This is a genomic window from Geotoga petraea (assembly GCF_900102615.1).
Lineage (GTDB): Bacteria > Thermotogota > Thermotogae > Petrotogales > Petrotogaceae > Geotoga > Geotoga petraea.
In genome coordinates this window covers 70189-87275 of the sequence record NZ_FMYV01000003.1, presented here as the reverse complement: position 1 = coordinate 87275, position 17087 = coordinate 70189, and the positions used below count along the sequence as shown (strand labels likewise).

The following is a 17087-nucleotide window of genomic DNA, read 5'->3' as shown; positions in this document are numbered from 1 at the left end:
TCGCGTGACCTTTTGCTCCAACAACCAACAACAATCAACTAACAACAAAAATGCAAAGCATTTTTCTGTGTTATAATTTATTAAAAAAAGATTTGGAGGTTTTTTATGAAAAAATTTATTTTAATAACAACTTTTATTTTTATTGCAATTACTTTTTTGTCTGGACCAATTTACCAACCACCTAAAGATTTAAAAGAATATTCCAACAAACATTTTACTTTTATATACGAGGAAGATTTATCCTATCTAATAAATCAACTGGATAATTTTTCTATAAGATTATATGAAGATTATTCTGAGTTCTATGAAACTGAAATAGACAATATACAAGTTTTTATTTTGGATGATGTGGATTATGTCAACGGTTTTTCTTTGAACATGACAAACCAAATCAGACTTTACATTAACAGACCTCTGGATTATTTAGGTCTTGGCGGTTCTCCAAATGATTGGATCAGGTTTGTTTTTTCTCACGAACTAAACCATATTTTTTATGGTAACACTGTTACAGACCCTATTTTATCCTGGATACCTTCAGAAACTATTAAGAAATCTTTGAACATGGTTAATCAACCGAGTCTTTTGCACGAAGGATTGTCTATATTCATGGAAAGTAAGTATTTCGAGGGTCGATTTTCTGATGATTTGTTCAACACCTATCTTTTTGCAGAAATTCTTTCTGATAAGTATCCAAGATATAAACTTGGTGGAGGAGCGCCTACTAACGTTTGGAGTCCCGCTGGGTTCAACTATATGTATGGTACTTTAATTATTAAAAAAATTGAAGAATACTACGGTTATGAAACTCTTAAAAACTTTATTTTTGAAATTAATTCTTCTTTTTTTGACGATATATCAGATTCATTTTTGAAAAGTACAGGAGTAAAATTTTCTACATTTTTGGATAGAATCGAAAATGAATATAGTAAAGAAAAAGAGAACCTTCTAAACGAAGGCTTTTCAAATGATTTCAACAAAATTGATAATTCTTTTCATAATTCTGGAAACTTAAAAACTGATGGGAAAAATTTGTATTATTACAAAGAAAGCCCAGATCAAAATTATGGCATATACAAAAACAACGAACTTATCAAAGAAGGCATTTCAAAGTTTGATGTTAATTCCAACGGAGAAATTATTTACAGAGTTTCGGAAAATAATAACAACGAGCAAAATTATAGTTTATATCATATTTGTGCGTGTGATTTTAAAGACACCTTAATTGATGAAAGAGTGGTAGAATTTTCTTTCGTAGATAAAAATACTGTTGTCTATTCTAAAATTAAAGATGGACTTACTGGTTTATTTTTATACAACTTTAAAAATAATTCGAGAAAAAAATTGGTTGACTACAATAACATGACTATTTCCTCTATAGAAGGGCATAACAGCAAGTTTTATTTTACAATGAATACAAACAATCAATCGGATATTTATTCTTACAATATAAACAGTGGAGAAATATACCAATTAACGAATGACAAATTCATTGAAAGGGATTTATTTTACAATGACGGGTATTTGTTCTTCTCAGCAAACTATAATCATATATACAACATTCACTATTTAAACTTGGATAACAAACAAATCACCCAAATAACCAAAAAGATACCAGGAACTTTTAATCCCGTAATTTTAAACAACGAACTTTATTATTTTTATTATGATCATAATGGGTATCATCTTACTTCAGACGAGTTGGATAATATAGACTATTTTACTGCTATAAATACAAAAAAATATGACTTTGACCCTGTTGACTATAAAAATGTAGAGCTTAACTCTAAAAATTATTTTGAAAAACCAACGATTATTCCGCTTGTCAACTTGGCAATCAACAACGATCAAATATATTTTGGACCAGATATTTTGGTTATCGGAGAAGCTGTCAATTATACTGGTGAATTCGGGTTTTATCATAATTTTGTAGATGATTTTATAATAAATTCGTATTTCCAATTTGATTATATTTTTAGTAATGAGATTTTTTTCAACTATAAAAATAACAATTTTAACTATGGATATGGTTTTAATTCAAACAACCAATTCAATTTGAAAGATAAAAACACTTTTAACTACAATGCCCAAATATCTTTTAAAAACCTTTCTTTTGATGAATTTAGAATAGGTGGGATTTTAGGCAATACCCCAATAAAAAACAATTACAATAGTGGATATAAAAATATTTTTCAGGCAGAATATGTACAGCAAAAAGAAAACTTTGGTTTTCTTATCGGTTATTCAAAAGATATTATCCACAAAAAATTAAAGCTAACTCCTGGAATAAATTATTATAAGACCTCTTTATATGAAGTAAACCCCAATTTAAAGTTTGAATACGATTTATGGAAACCTCACTATGCTTTAAAAGATGGAAAGTACAGATTTGATGGAATTGATATAGGAGCTGAAATAAACTATTATTTCATGCAAAGCAAATTTGATTACAAAGTATCAATTGAAATGGAAATGGCTTTATTCTACTGGTTACCTGTTAACATTCCTTTAGAATATCCTTTGAACAAATAAAATAAAACGCAGATTGAAAAAATTCAATCTGCGTCTTTTTTATTTAACTTTTTATTCCAATTTCCAATTAGAATTTTTCCCCTAAACGCTGGAATCATCAATACGGTAAACACCCAGACCAGCCCAATGGAAATGATCATGTTCAAAGAAAACTCTTTTAAAAGATCTCCTCTGGATATTTGAAAACTTGCAAAAGTTAGTATAGACGTTAAAAAAGATAAGGTTACCGACTTTAAAGTATGCCAGTAATGTGTTATATCTTCATCTATGGCATGGAAAATATGAATATAACCATCAACTCCGATACCAAAGATCAAAGGAAAAGTCAACATAGTCACAAAAGTTGCATCTATACCTAAAAAGTATCCAACTCCAAACGCTGCTGCTGATGAGGTGAAAAGTCCAATAAAGGCCTCTAAAGCTTCAAATATATTTCTTCTTGAAACAAAAGTCAACAAGAAAATTATACTAAAAGAAATAACCATAGGAAGTACAAACCTCTGTCTTACAACTTCCATAATTTTATACATAGCTTTTGGATATCCAGCTATTCTATCTGACTTGTCTCCAAGAGCATCAAAGAAAATTTTTATTCCATTATCACTCCAAATATCAATGGATGAATTTATCTCTAAAACCATATATTTCTTGTTATCTTTTTCAAAAAAGAAGTTACTTTTTAAGTTATCAGGGAGAACTTCTAATAAATTTAAAGAAAACTGATATAAATCATTAGATTTTGAGGCAATATCAACTATCTTTATACTTTCTGAATATAGGTTGTGTTTTTTCAACAAGGAAACTACAATAGGGTTTTTTATGGTTTCTGATAAACCACCAATCTTTGTTTTTAAATCACTAAAATTTCCTATTTGTTTTTCTATTATTTCAGGTAGACTTTCAACACTATCTATAACTCCAAGGGAGAGTAATTCAGCTGCGATTGCATCTGGATCTTCATCTATTCTTATTATATATTTCATGGAATTGAAAGTTTCTGTACCAAAATACTCAGAAATATCTTGGCCTACTTGAACACTTTTTGAGTTTTCTGAAATCATTCCGGGTGGAGTATACGAAAAATGTAAGACATTTATTATTCCAAAAACAACAAATAATATTGAAAAAGGTATAATTATCCACTTTATGACTGTTCCATTTTTAGGGATTAAATAACCTAATTTCTTAAACAATCTATTTACATAAACAACAAGGTTGCCAATCTTTATTTTTTTTCTTACGAGATACATAAAAGCTGGAATAAAAATAATCATAACTAAGAAAAATATAACCAAACCAAAAGAGCTCATAATAGCCATCTCTGTAAAAGCTGGAAGCCTCATTAAAATCAAAGTCAAAAAAACTATTATTGTTGTCATAACGCCAAACAAAAGAGGCATAAAACTCGTTTCGTAGGTTATGGTAAGAGCTTCTTTAAAATCGTTTTTCTCTTTATATTCCGTTACTAAATGTGTTACTATATGAATACCATAGTCAATACCTAACCCAAGGGTAATAGCCGCTACAAAAGAAGTTATTATATTTAGTTCTCCAAAAACCACTTGGGATACCCCTAAAGTCAAGACCATAGATATTATTAACCCTGAAAATACTATTCCGCTTGTAGTAACTCCTCCAAAGGCTATAATAAAAACTAAAATTATCAAAAATACAGATATAATTGTTGTAACAAAAAAATCTTCTGAAACTGTTTGGTTAGCTTCATACTGAGAGATATAATCATTAGTTAAACCTGTTCTAATACCAAATTCATTTGTTATTTCATCAGTAATTTTTCTTACCTTAGGGATCAAATCATTAACATAATCTATATTCGTCGGAGGCTCTTCAAAAAAAGAGCCCATTATCATAATTTCTCCATTTGGAGAAAGTGCATAATAAGATTTTAGCATATTGGCATTTTGATCATTAGACAACTCATCTTCCAATGAATAAATTTGTTTTAAAGTATCATTTATATAGTCAATAGTTTTAAAATCATATGGATTAGCTGTTTTTATAACGTTTAAAAGGCCTTCTACACTCTGAGAAATGGAGTTAATAACATCTGTGTTACTTATAGAAACAAAACCAAATGACAACAAAAAGGATAAATCTGTTTCAGTAAAACCGCTGAAAGAATCTATTTTATTCATTTCAGTATAAAATTTTTGGGCTATTTCATTTGGGTTTGAATCTTCCTCCAAATAAAAAGCAGTAATTAAAATATCGTTTCCTTGTAATATTTTGTTTTCTTCATTCAAAACCTGAATAATGTCAGAATCTTGTGGAGCTATCTTCAAGATATCAGAGTCTATTCCTAATTTTGTGGCTAAAAAACCAAAAACCGCTGTTAAAATAGCGGTTAGAATAATTATTATTTTAGAATTTTTTATCACAAAATTCGCAAGAAATTTGTATATATTAAATCTACTCACAAATACCACCAAATAATCAACATATCAAACGCTGCCCCTAAAATAAAAGAATAAAAATTCTTGTTTTTTATCTCATAATAACTCTTTAGCCCAACACTCCAAAAAGCCGATACTATAAATGTATATTCATTTATAATTCCAAAAATAAGAGGAGATGAAGCTGACAGTAAAATATAAGATATGTCTTTTTTTGAAAAAATAAACCTCAATCCATTACTCATATATGTAAAAGTAATTATAAAAAAAACAAAATTAAACCCCAATTCCACATTTGGACTTAAAAAGTAAAGCAACATAATAATGAAGGGAATAAAAAAAGAAGACCTAATTCCGTTATTTACTTTTTCAGGAGAAAAAATAGAGTTAAACATTTGAACCAACATTTTTCCCATATCAATCTTCCTTAAAATTTATAATTTTAAACTCTGTTTCAGTAATTATTCCATTTTCTGATAAGTTTTCAAAAAGAAGCCTAACATTATCTTTTTCTAATAATTTTTCGTCAATCAAGACCGAACCGTACAAGTCCAGATTATCCAAAATATCTTTATTAAAGCTCCAAGATCTGTATTCTTCTTCAGTCAACAAAAAATATCTGTTATTTATAAAATCAACAAGATCTTCATCATATTCTTCCAAATTTAAAAGATAAATTTTAGGCTTTAAAAGCATATAAATGGATGGGGTTTTAAGTTGTTTTATAGGCAATTTCAAACCAAAAAATTCTATATAGTCAACTTCTTCTTTGTAATTATTATCAATTGAAACTATCAAATTCTTATAATCATCATACATATTAGGTGTTAATGGTTCTATATTTATCTCATTTGATTCCAAATTGACATCTATATTACCCACAAAATACTCAAAATCCATCATACCAGAAGAAAAATAAGATAAATTTCTGGTGTTCTCTAATCTCCTTGAATATCTGTCAATATCAATATTAACCCCCAAATCAAAAATGGGGGTTTTTTCTATTGTATATTTATCAATTTCTCTTTGACCAAACCCAAAAAACATTATAAGGCTAACGGTCATTAACACGCCAAAAAAAATCATAGCCCAAGCATGAATCCTCAATTTATTATTCCCAATTCCTTTTTAATAAACTCAACAGCTTTCATTAGCTGAGCATCAGTTTCCAAGTCTATACTTGCTTGAGTGGTAGTTTCGTTTTTCGCTTTTTCTTGTTCTTCTTCTGTTATTTCTGTCATATCTTGTAATTTTCTTTCAGGCATTTCAACAATTATGTCTGGTTCTATACCTTTTAAATGAATGTCATTACCGGATGGGGTTAAATAATGAGCCATAGGAATCCAAGCTTCTCCACCGTTCCCCAATGAAACTGGTCTTTGAACAGCAGCTTTTCCATAAGTTGTTGTCCCTATTATAGTTGCAAGTGCTTTATCTTTCATAGCTCCTGTAAAAATTTCAGAAGCAGAAGCCGAAGCACCATTTACTAAAACAGTAATTGGAATATTATCTAAAAAATAAAAATACTTACCAGGAATCGTGCTTATAATTTCTCTTTGACCATTGTAATAGTCTAAAGAAACTATTTCACCTTTTTTTATAAACATAGAAGACACGTCTATTGCAGTACTCAAAAGTCCTCCTGGATTATTTCTCAAATCAAATATAAGCCCATTTACCTTTTCATTTTTCATTTCTGTTAAGGCTTCTTCCATTTCTGAAGCACTTTTTTCAGCAAAGTTAGTCAATCTTATGTATCCAATTTTTTCTTCTTGGTTTATTGTAGTGTATTTAACAGTTTTTGTTTCAATAAGTGCCCTAACTAACTTAACTTCTTTCGGTTCTTCCCAACCTTCTCTAAAGATTTCTAAAATGATTGGTTCTCCTGGTTTTCCCCTCATGTTGTTAACAGATTCCATATACCCCATATCAGAAACTGGTGTACCATCCACTGTTATAATGTAGTCGTTAGCTTGAAGTCCAGCTTTGTCAGCCGGGGTTCCTGACATAGGACTTACTATAACAATAGCTTCCATCTCTTGATCCCATCTTACAGTTATACCAAGACCTCCATACTCACCTTGTTCGTCAATCTGGTTTTCTTGAGTTTGTTGTGCATCAAAATACCATGCAAACGGATCATTCAAACCCTTTATAAGCCCTGCTAAAGTGGAATCCAATATTTTGTCATAATCAATTTTATCTTGTTCATAATAAATAGTATCAATATAATAAAGAAGATCGTAAATTGGTTGTTGGAATTTCTCAAAATATATTTCTTCTACCGATTTAGTCTCTTGATTAGTCGCACCAAAAACCAATGCTGTTAACAAAAGAGCCGCTACCATCAAAACTATCGTAATTTTTTTAAATTTTCTGCTCATAATTATAAACTCCTTCCTAAAGATTTTTAAACTTAGATAAATTTGCTATTAAATCTTCTAACAAAGTTTCATCACCTGATTTATCATATTCCATAATACAGGTTTTTGTATAACTTCTTACTATTTCTTCTCCAGTTTTGTGAAGTGCTCCTGTTATAGCTGACATTTGAGTTAGTATATCATTACACTCTCTTTCTTCTTCTATCATTTTCTGAAGTCCTCTGACTTGTCCTTCTATTCTTCTAAGTCTATTCAATAATTTCTTTTTATCCATCGTATCTTCTCCTTGTCTTTTAGTTATAATTTATTATAATTAATTATAACACATATACCCCCCTCTGTTTTTGAAAAATATCCTATTCTAATTTAAATTTAAGATTTACAAAATAAAATTATATTTGTTATTATAAAAAAACTATATAAATTATACAATTTTGAGTCTAAAAATTATTAAATATTTGAAAAATCTTTTTACATTTTAATCTAATAATGTATAATAATAGTAAATGTACTTTTGAGAGGAGGAAACCATGAGTAGAAATGTTCGAAAAATAAATTTAGGACCTTTGATAATATACCTTTTACTGGCTATTTTAATATTTACAAGTATTTCAAGACTAAATAGTTCAAATACTATGGAAATAACTTACACTGAATTGGTGAATATGCTGGACAAAGGACAAATTATTAGTTTAGAAATCGCAGATTCAGGTAATGTAACTGCAAAAGCAGCCAACGGAACCTTATACACAGCTTACGCCCCTACATTAGTAGTTGATGAAGCTTATACAAGATCACTAGTAAAAGACGGAGTAAGAATACAGTATATTGAAAGTTCTGGTTCGAGTTGGTGGATGAGTATATTAATATATTTAGCCCCTATTGCAATTATGATCGTATTCTGGCTATGGATCTTTAGAAGCATGGGAAATAGAAGCGGTGGTGGTGGACCAGGCATGAGATTCACCAAATCACCAGCAAAAAAATACGATCCACAAAAAGATAAAATAACTTTTAAAAATGTAGCTGGAATAGAAGAGGCCAAAGAAGAGTTGCAAGATATAGTTTCGTTTTTAAAAGACCCTAAAAGTTTTAACAATTTAGGTGCAAGGATGCCAAAAGGCGTATTACTTGTGGGACAACCAGGAACTGGTAAAACTTTAGCTGCAAGAGCCGTAGCCGGAGAAGCGCAAGTACCTTTCTTTTACATCAGTGGTTCTGATTTTGTAGAATTGTTTGTAGGTGTTGGTGCATCAAGAGTTAGAGAATTGTTTACCCAGGCAAAGGCTGAAAGCCCAGCTATAATATTTATAGATGAAATCGATGCTGTTGGTAGACAAAGAGGAGCCGGACTTGGTGGAGGTCATGACGAAAGAGAACAGACACTTAACTCACTTTTGGTTGAAATGGATGGTTTTGATCCAAGTGCAGGAATTATAGTTATGGCAGCTACAAACAGGCCCGATATTTTGGATAAAGCTCTTTTAAGACCAGGAAGATTCGATAAAAAAATAACTATAGATGTTCCAGACCTAAAAGGAAGAGAAGAAATACTTAAAATTCATTTTAGAGGTAAAAAAATCGCAAAAGATTTAGACTTAGAAGTTTTAGCGAGATCTACACCTGGTTTTGTTGGTGCAGACCTCGAAAATCTTGTGAACGAAGCTGCTTTGTTAGCCGCAAGAGACAATAGAGAGTTCATTACAATGGATGATTGCCAAGAGGCTATAGAAAGAGTTATAGCTGGTCCAGCAAGAAAATCGAGAAAGCTATCCGAAAAAGAGAAAAAAATTGTCACTTATCATGAATTAGGGCATGCCATACTTGGGTATTTGCTTCCAAATTCCGATCCCGTACATAAAATAACAATAGTTCCAAGAGGTAATGCCGCTTTAGGATATACTCTTCAGCTTCCTTTAAAAGAAAAATACCTAATGAGCGAAGACGAACTAAGGGACAGAATAGTTACTTTACTCGGAGGTAGAGCTGCAGAAGAAATTATTTTTGATGAAATAACTTCTGGAGCAGGAAATGATCTTAAACAATCTACAGAACTAGCCAAAAAAATGATCATGCAACTCGGAATGTCAAAGAAAATAGGCCCGATTTCCTGGGGAGAAGAAGAAGGAGAAGTATTCTTGGGAAGGGAACTAACTAAGATGAAAAATTACTCTCAAGAAACTGCAAAAGAAATAGATTCTGAAATAAAAAGTTTCATTTTAAGCAGTTACGAAAAAGCAAAAAAAATTCTAACCGAGAATAAAGAAAGGCTAAAACTACTTGCTATATATCTATATAATATTGAAACATTAGACGGGAAAGAATTCAAAGAACTTATGAAGAAAGATATCGAAGACTTGAAAAACTTTGTTTTAAATAACGATGATGTTGAAATTAAAGAATTAGTCTAAAATAAAAAAAAGAGTTGAAGTTTAAAACTTCAACTCTTTTTTCTATATAATCTTTAATTTTTTAATCTCATTTCAGCGTATTTTGATTCAAAACCCTTTCTCTCGTAAAGCCTTTTTGCAGGATTATCATACTCAACATGAAGAGCTACTTCACCATCAGCCTTTTTAATCGCTTCATCAATCAATTTCCCACCGATACCTTTTCCTCTGTATTCTTTATTTACAGCGATATATACCAATATGTTTTCAGGGATATATCCTTTCATTCCAGTATTGTTCATAACAACAGCACCTAAAATATTATCTTCATTATGAAGAACCAAAATGAAACCACCTCTATATTTTCCATCTGCTAAAGCGTAATCCATAGAATCTATTATCTCATCCAGAGGATCCCCAAATCTGCCTAAATGCTCTTCAAGGAACTCTGCAATTTCAATCTTTGTAAAATCAAAATCATCATCCATAAAATTTTCCCTATTCTCAATCACCTTGAGTTGTACGTTTTCTACACCTTCTAAATTTTTTATTTTAAACATTCTTACAAAACCACCTCCTAAAAATATAAAAACACAAAAAAACATGGGAGATCAATATCCCCATAAAAAATACACACATTTTCACAACTAAATCTGCTAAAAAATAAAATAAGGCAGACAACATGAAGTTTTCAACAAAGAAGTTCAAATGAAGTCATTTAGAAGCGATTAGCCACTAAATTATTTATCATACTCATTATACCAAAAATATTAACTTTGGTCAACCAAATATTAACTTTTTTATGAAAAAGATTAGAAACAATATTTTATAATAATCCTTGAAAATTCTTTACGAATGGTTAAAATTAATGATTTTGTAAAAGAACGTTGTTGTAATATTGATATTCAAAATTTAACTTTATACAAATTTTTATTAACAAAAATTTGCTGATTAGTATTTAGCTTTGGACATACAATAAAATTACATATTTCACTACTCAATGAGTCGACAAATTTTACTCTATTTTGTTTTTTATAATTAAATGATAAAATTAATATAGAATATATTAATAATAAGGAGTTGATGATATGTCTGTTTTGATAACAGGGGGAACTGGATATATTGGTAGTCATACAGTAGTAGAATTTCTGAATAATGATTATGATGTAATAATAATGGATAATCTAAGTAATTCTAAAAAAGAAGCCTTGAATAGGATAGAAAAAATAACAGGTAAAATGCCAAAATTCTATGAAATTGACTTGTTAGATAAAGAAGGCATGAAAGAGATTTTTGAAGAAAACAAAATCGATTCAGTAATTCATTTTGCAGGGCTCAAAGCTGTTGGAGAATCTGTCGAAAAACCTCTTTTATACTACAAAAACAATATATCTGGAACTATTAACCTTCTTGAAGTAATGAAAGAATATGACGTAAAAAAAATCGTTTTTAGTTCTTCAGCTACAGTTTACGGGTATTCAACCGATGTTCCTTTTAACGAAAATACTCCGCTATCTGCAACAAACCCATACGGAAAAACAAAATTGATGATAGAAGAAATTTTAAGAGATATTTATGTTTCAGATAACTCTTGGGGAATTGCTTTGTTGAGATATTTTAACCCAATTGGTGCTCACGAAAGTGGTTTAATAGGAGAAGATCCAAACGGTAAACCTAACAACCTAATGCCTTATATCACTCAAGTAGCAATAGGCAAGAGAGATAAACTGAGTGTTTTTGGAGATGATTATGATACACCAGACGGAACAGGAGTCAGAGACTACATACATGTAGTTGATTTGGCAAAAGGTCATTTAAAAGCACTTGAAAAAATAATGAAAGAAAATATCGCTGAAGCATATAACCTTGGAACTGGAAAAGGATACAGTGTACTGGATCTCGTAAAAACTTTTCAAAAAGTTAATGAGGTAGAAATTCCATACGAGATAACAGGCAGAAGACCTGGCGATATAGCGATTTGTTATGCTGATCCAACAAAAGCGAAAAAAGAATTAAATTGGGAAGCAGAAAAAGGGATCGAAGAAATGTGTAGAGATTCATGGAATTGGCAAAAAAACAACCCAAATGGTTTATGAATAAAATTAAAATTTATCCAGCTATTAATTTAGCTGGATTTTTTATTAAAAATGTAACATTTAAAGATATTATTATTTCAATTACTAAAAAGTACTTTGAAAAAGGTCTATAAATTAATCAAGTGATAAATTAATTATCTAAAAATTAAAATAGTATTATTTTTTTAATTTTCTTAAAATAAAAAATTATAAAATATGTTATAATATTTAATACGATTGTTTGTTTTGGTAATTTTGGGGTAATATAGCGTAATAATGTTGATCACATTTTAATAAAGGGGGATTTTTATGAGAAAGATACTGTTTGTTGTTACTTTGTTGTTAGTAACCTTTTTATTCATATCTTGTACACCTAAAGATTCTTTATCTGTAGTATTCACAAGAGATACTACAGAAAACCTGGAAACCGTTGTTGGCGAGGATTTAGAAATTAGTTATGGAATTACTAATTTATCTGATGACCCCGCTACAACCAAAGTTACTTTAACTAAACCAGATAATTCTACAAAAGTTATTTCAGGTAGTGCTACAAAAGCAACTATACCAGGCGAAGAACTTTCTGTTATAGGTATGTATACTGTAAAAGTCACTACTACTGTTGAAGATATTTCAAAATCGACACCAGAGCTACCTATAAAGGTAACTTCTTCCATAAACGAAGTTTACTTTGAAGAAGTGCCAGAAGACCAACTATTGTCTTTAAAAGTTTCTACTTCAAAAACTTTCAATTGGAATGTAAGTAAAAAGTTAGAAGGAAGAACTTATACTTATGACGTAGAACTAAAATTTAATGACGGAAATTTTAATGTTTTAGCTGAAAAAATAACAGAAAAATCATACACATTAACAGCTACTGATTTAGAAAACCCAGGAGTTTATCAAATAAGAATTACTCCTTATGAACTATCTGATTCAGTTGCAGGACCTTCAGCAACTTATGAATTCCAAGTAGCAAATGAAGCTGGATTAGAAGGTTCATTTTCACCCGCTAATGGTACCAAAGGTTTAGAAGGCGAAGTTATAGTTAGCTGGGGAGGTCTGGATATAGGTCAAGACACCAATGTTAAATATAACTTATTTATTGGAAAAGGCCCCACAAACTTAGCTAAAGTTTTATCAGAAACCACCAAAACCAATTATTCAGTTTTTACTAAACTGAACGAAAAATATTATTGGCAAGTTGAAGCTACAAACGGAGAAACTTCTGTAAAAAGTGATGTTTTTGAATTCTGGACAAAAGGTTTAGAAATATATGTTTCTAAATATAATTCAGGTCCTATTGTTCAAAATGCAAAAATTCAATTACTTGATGGAAATACCGTTATCGAAGAAGTATTGACAAATGCAAATGGCTATGCTGATATAAACTATCCATTGATGCCAAAATATGTTGATATTAAAATTTCAAAAGATGGACATGCGTTAACTAAAATTATAGATGTTAAACCTGAGTATTTTATCGGTAACAAAATAATAGAAACTCAGTTGAGAGAAGCTAGTATAAGAACTTCTGATGAATACGACGGTGACTATGTATTGAATGATGTTTCTATTAATTATTACAAAAATGACGATTCTCCTGTTGATATAACTTTACCAGCTACAGAAGATTTTTATTCTGTTATAGAAATTAAACAAAACACAGAACATCAATATATAGCTTATGGTTCTAACTGGGATAGAATCCCTGGTTCAAGCACTATGACATCTGATAGAATGGGAAGTTTCAGTCAAGAAGCCACAAAAATGACTTCTATAATTACTTTGGATGGATTAGAAAATGGTATGCACGATTTGAACACTGTAATTTTTGATCACAATGATAATTTGGTCCAAAAAATAGACTATTTTAACGTTCAAAGAGCTGTAGTTACAGCTCCTGCTAATCCTTATAAAATTATGAAAGCTAATGAATTTGAACCAACATACGACAACTTGACTTCATGGACGAAAAGAAGAGGAGTTGGTTATTATAACAACCCTGTAATTGGGAAAAGTGGAAATCCTAAAGACTTAGATAGCCATACAAGCGATTCTAATTTATATATTGAATTATATTGGGTTGATTGGGATACATATTCAGTATTGATAGACCCTAATGAATATTCAAAACCCGAAGGCTACAATATTTATAGATCTTTTAACGGAGAAAACTTTGAAAAAATAGCTATGGTTAGATCTGATTATGTGAAATATAGAGTAGCTCAAGCATCTCCTATGGCTAACTATATAGATAAATCACCTGAACTTACACCAGAAGAAGAAGTATGGTATAAGGTTTCACCAGTATACAACAATTATGAAGGTGAAAAAGTTCTTCTTGGTTCTGTTGTCCCAATGAAAGAATTTAATGTTGAATTAAAATCACCAGAACACAATTCTTCAAATGTTAGTGTTAACCCTACTTTTACTTGGGGGCCTGATAAAGCTTTGACTTCTGACTCAACAGTCGTGTATGAATATCAAATATTTGTTTATGACTGGAATCAATCAGACAACGGACTCATGATTCCTTTTGATACAGTTAACATTGATACTAACTCACAAATTGGAAAGTTCTTTACTACTGAAGGGAAAAAAGATGTTAGTGTTCAGTTTACTGGTAATAACGGAGATATAATTTGGAATACTTTTAATCCTTATTCTTTAGATAGTTTCCTTTATCCAGAAGGGAATTTAGAGCATGGAAAATCATATAATTGGGGAGTAAATGTTGCATACGCTTACTCTTTTGATGAAGATAGTTCATCTTATTCATTAAGCGCTGATTTTAGATACAGAGATGCTGGCTGGTGGTTCGAAGCCTATGGTATTGAACCAGATTTACATGCTGATTTCACTACAGAGACAGAACAATAAAAGGGGGGCTGATTTAATATGAAAAAATTATATATAGTATTTTTAATAGTTATTTCTTTGTTACTCGTAAGTTGTTCTACTTTTACTTCTAATGAAGAAAATAAAATAAAAAATGAACCAATTAAAAATCCAACAGAAGTAACTTTGGTAAATGATCTTATTGCAAATCGGATGAAAGAATTAGATAATTTTGATTATTTTGAAAATCAAATAAACATAGGTTATATTGATCAAGAAAGTTTAGATGAATTATTAGAGACATTAAAAGTTTCAAGAAGAAATGTTCGAACAATAGAAAAATTAAAAATAGCTAATATCAAATTAGATATATCCACAAAAGAGGCTTTAGAAAAAATTCAAAAGTTAAATCCAAAAGGCATCAAGTTTGCAGAACCAAATTTTAAAAGAGAATTGGATGAACCTACAATTTCAAAAAATGAAATGGATACAAGAGCTGCTGGAATTGGTGATGACTTAACAGATTACCAATGGGCTATAAACAATAAACATCTTAGAGCTGAAGAAGCTTGGAAAATAGCTACTGGTAAAGGCGTTATCGTTTCTATTATGGACGGTGGTTCTGATTCAAGTCACCCAGATTTAAGCGGACAATATGCTGATGGGTTTGATTCTTATCATGCTACATTAATCCCGGCAAACACATCTGTTCCATATGGTGATCATGGAACTCATGTTTCAGGAATAGTAGCTGCAAAAAATGATGGTAAAGGTATAACTGGATTATCACCAGAAGCATCATTAATGGTTGCTCCTGTATTTGTACCAGGTTTTGTAGGTGACTTTTATGTTGCTAATAATGTAATTTGGTCGGTAGATAATGGAGCCAAAATTCTTCAAAACAGTTGGGGTGGGCCAGGTTACTCAGATACATTGAAAGTTGGCTTTGACTACGCACTTATGAATGATGCAATAGTAGTTGTTTCAACAGGAAATACTCATATTAATGAAAACTGGGGTTCTCCAAATTCATTACCAGGAATAATTGGTGTTGGGGCTAGTGATGTAAATGGAAAAGTTTCAAAATTCTCTTCAAGAGGAGATAGTGTGTCTGTTGTAGCACCTGGAGTTCAAATATTATCTACTATCCCTGTAGGTAGCCCAGATGTTTCTACACTTTATGGCCCATATGCTTATTGGGACGGAACATCTATGGCATCCCCTTATGTTTCTGCTTTAGCAGCATTGTTATTTGAAAAACATCCTGATGCTACAGCATACCAAATAAGGAAATTAATCGAATCAACCGCTGATGATAAAGGTAATCCAGGCTGGGATGAAGATTATGGATATGGAGTTATAAATCCAGTTGCTGCATTGAATGCACCATTACCATCTAAAAAAGGTTCTAATTATATTATAACTGTTACAGATAGTACAGGATCAGTCCCACTTAGTGGTGTTTATGTTACTTTAAAAAGAGTCGATGGACCATCATATTATGCTAGAACAGATTCAACTGGGAAAGTTGGATTTTATCAAATAGATCCAGATACATACGATGTTATAATTGGTGGACCTGATTTATTAGCCTCATCAACTTTGATATTAAGAGGAGAAGAACAAAACTCAATGACTTTAGAAGATAAAGTAATTTCAGATGGATTAACAAACGAATCTATTAAATTTAAATCTACAATAGAAATCAAGTTAAATCCACCTACTGCAACAGGTAACTATTCTATAGATATTCTTAATTCAAATTTTGGGCGTATTTTAACTAAAGGTTTTGATTCAACAACTAACATTACAGAAAAAGATATTATAACACCGGTATTCTATATAGGAGTTTCTTCAGATAATATGCCATCTTTACCAGCACCATTTATGACAGATGATTTTGAAACAGAGGATTTTTCTGGTTTTGATTGGGTTACTCAAGGTGATGGCATACCCACTGTTATAGAAGATCCAAATGATCCAACAAATCATATAGTTTCATTCCCTGATTTAGATAATGAACAGGAATCATCTATTGCTACAGTAGTTACTCTTGATCCAGCCACATTTGGTTATAAAATGAGTTTTGATTATAAAGTTTCTAGCGAACAAGATTGGGACTTTTTTATAGTAGAAGTTAATGGAACAACCGTATTTAGAGACTCCGGATTAGTTAATTGGACAACTCAAACTATCAATTTGCTTGCAGGTGAAAATACAATAGAATTTGTTTACAAAAAAGATCAAATGGTTTCATCATATGAAGACACCGCATGGTTAGATAATGTTTCAATATCAAAAATACCTGACGATTACGGTGATTATGCTGTTACAGGTGATATCATTATAAATGGAAAAACTATACCAATAAACCATTCTCTATATAATGGACCTATTATTGACGAATTTGATGGAATTGACGCACCTTACACAATTTATTAATATAAACAATTTAAG

At 30.6% G+C, this 17087-nt stretch carries 11 protein-coding genes; 5 read left to right on the top strand and 6 right to left on the bottom strand.

Annotated features, from left to right (window positions below; all coding sequences use genetic code 11):
• The first annotated feature begins 105 nt into the window (after positions 1–105).
• A complete protein-coding gene (locus BLS00_RS04300) occupies positions 106–2529 on the top strand; it encodes a TolB family protein (protein WP_091403122.1) in 2424 nt (807 codons plus the stop codon).
• A gap of 23 nt (positions 2530–2552) precedes the next feature.
• On the opposite strand, the gene BLS00_RS04295 is transcribed toward BLS00_RS04300, so the two are convergent.
• From BLS00_RS04295 to BLS00_RS04275, 5 genes are read right to left on the bottom strand one after another with little or no spacing between them, the layout of a single operon-like run.
• Entirely contained in the window at positions 2553–4967 is a 2415-nt protein-coding gene (locus tag BLS00_RS04295; protein ID WP_091403120.1) for an efflux RND transporter permease subunit, read from the bottom strand.
• Complete coding sequence (locus BLS00_RS04290; RefSeq protein WP_091403118.1) at positions 4964–5359, bottom strand: hypothetical protein; 396 nt, start codon at positions 5357–5359, stop codon at positions 4964–4966. The genes BLS00_RS04295 and BLS00_RS04290 overlap by 4 nt, the downstream gene beginning before the upstream one ends.
• 1 nt (position 5360) lies before the next feature.
• Complete coding sequence (locus BLS00_RS04285) at positions 5361–6008, bottom strand: hypothetical protein (RefSeq protein WP_143012943.1); 648 nt, start codon at positions 6006–6008, stop codon at positions 5361–5363.
• A gap of 38 nt (positions 6009–6046) precedes the next feature.
• Complete coding sequence (locus BLS00_RS04280) at positions 6047–7327, bottom strand: S41 family peptidase (RefSeq protein ID WP_091403115.1); 1281 nt, start codon at positions 7325–7327, stop codon at positions 6047–6049.
• 16 nt (positions 7328–7343) lie between these two features.
• A complete protein-coding gene (locus BLS00_RS04275) occupies positions 7344–7601 on the bottom strand; it encodes a metal-sensitive transcriptional regulator (protein ID WP_091403114.1) in 258 nt (85 codons plus the stop codon).
• A gap of 256 nt (positions 7602–7857) precedes the next feature.
• Here BLS00_RS04275 and ftsH point away from each other — a divergent pair, with 256 nt between their 5' ends.
• A complete protein-coding gene (gene ftsH / locus BLS00_RS04270; protein WP_091403112.1) occupies positions 7858–9738 on the top strand; it encodes an ATP-dependent zinc metalloprotease FtsH in 1881 nt (626 codons plus the stop codon).
• A gap of 53 nt (positions 9739–9791) precedes the next feature.
• Here ftsH and BLS00_RS04265 read toward each other — a convergent pair whose 3' ends face one another.
• Positions 9792–10205, bottom strand: a complete 414-nt coding sequence (locus tag BLS00_RS04265; RefSeq protein WP_375338213.1) for a GNAT family N-acetyltransferase — start codon at positions 10203–10205, stop codon at positions 9792–9794.
• 600 nt (positions 10206–10805) lie between these two features.
• Here BLS00_RS04265 and galE point away from each other — a divergent pair.
• The 3 genes from galE to BLS00_RS04250 all read left to right on the top strand — a co-directional run bounded on the left by galE (position 10806) and on the right by BLS00_RS04250 (position 17072).
• Complete coding sequence (gene galE, locus BLS00_RS04260) at positions 10806–11813, top strand: UDP-glucose 4-epimerase GalE (protein WP_091403111.1); 1008 nt, start codon at positions 10806–10808, stop codon at positions 11811–11813.
• 288 nt (positions 11814–12101) lie between these two features.
• Complete coding sequence (locus BLS00_RS04255) at positions 12102–14672, top strand: hypothetical protein (protein ID WP_091403109.1); 2571 nt, start codon at positions 12102–12104, stop codon at positions 14670–14672.
• Between the two features lie 18 nt (positions 14673–14690).
• On the top strand, positions 14691–17072 hold the full coding sequence (locus BLS00_RS04250) for a S8 family peptidase (RefSeq protein WP_091403107.1): 2382 nt from the start codon (positions 14691–14693) through the stop codon (positions 17070–17072).
• Positions 17073–17087: the final 15 nt, after the last annotated feature.

Excerpts from the sequence above, each read along its gene's own strand:
- BLS00_RS04255 (WP_091403109.1), top strand. The coding sequence starts at position 12,102 with ATGAGAAAGATACTGTTTGTTGTTACTTTGTTGTTAGTAACCTTTTTA.
- BLS00_RS04250 (WP_091403107.1), top strand. The coding sequence starts at position 14,691 with ATGAAAAAATTATATATAGTATTTTTAATAGTTATTTCTTTGTTACTC.
- BLS00_RS04290 (WP_091403118.1), bottom strand. The coding sequence starts at position 5,359 with ATGGGAAAAATGTTGGTTCAAATGTTTAACTCTATTTTTTCTCCTGAA.
- BLS00_RS04275 (WP_091403114.1), bottom strand. The coding sequence starts at position 7,601 with ATGGATAAAAAGAAATTATTGAATAGACTTAGAAGAATAGAAGGACAA.
- BLS00_RS04280 (WP_091403115.1), bottom strand. The coding sequence starts at position 7,327 with ATGAGCAGAAAATTTAAAAAAATTACGATAGTTTTGATGGTAGCGGCT.
- ftsH (WP_091403112.1), top strand. The coding sequence starts at position 7,858 with ATGAGTAGAAATGTTCGAAAAATAAATTTAGGACCTTTGATAATATAC.
- BLS00_RS04300 (WP_091403122.1), top strand. The coding sequence starts at position 106 with ATGAAAAAATTTATTTTAATAACAACTTTTATTTTTATTGCAATTACT.
- galE (WP_091403111.1), top strand. The coding sequence starts at position 10,806 with ATGTCTGTTTTGATAACAGGGGGAACTGGATATATTGGTAGTCATACA.
- BLS00_RS04285 (WP_143012943.1), bottom strand. The coding sequence starts at position 6,008 with ATGACCGTTAGCCTTATAATGTTTTTTGGGTTTGGTCAAAGAGAAATT.
- BLS00_RS04265 (WP_375338213.1), bottom strand. The coding sequence starts at position 10,205 with ATGGATGATGATTTTGATTTTACAAAGATTGAAATTGCAGAGTTCCTT.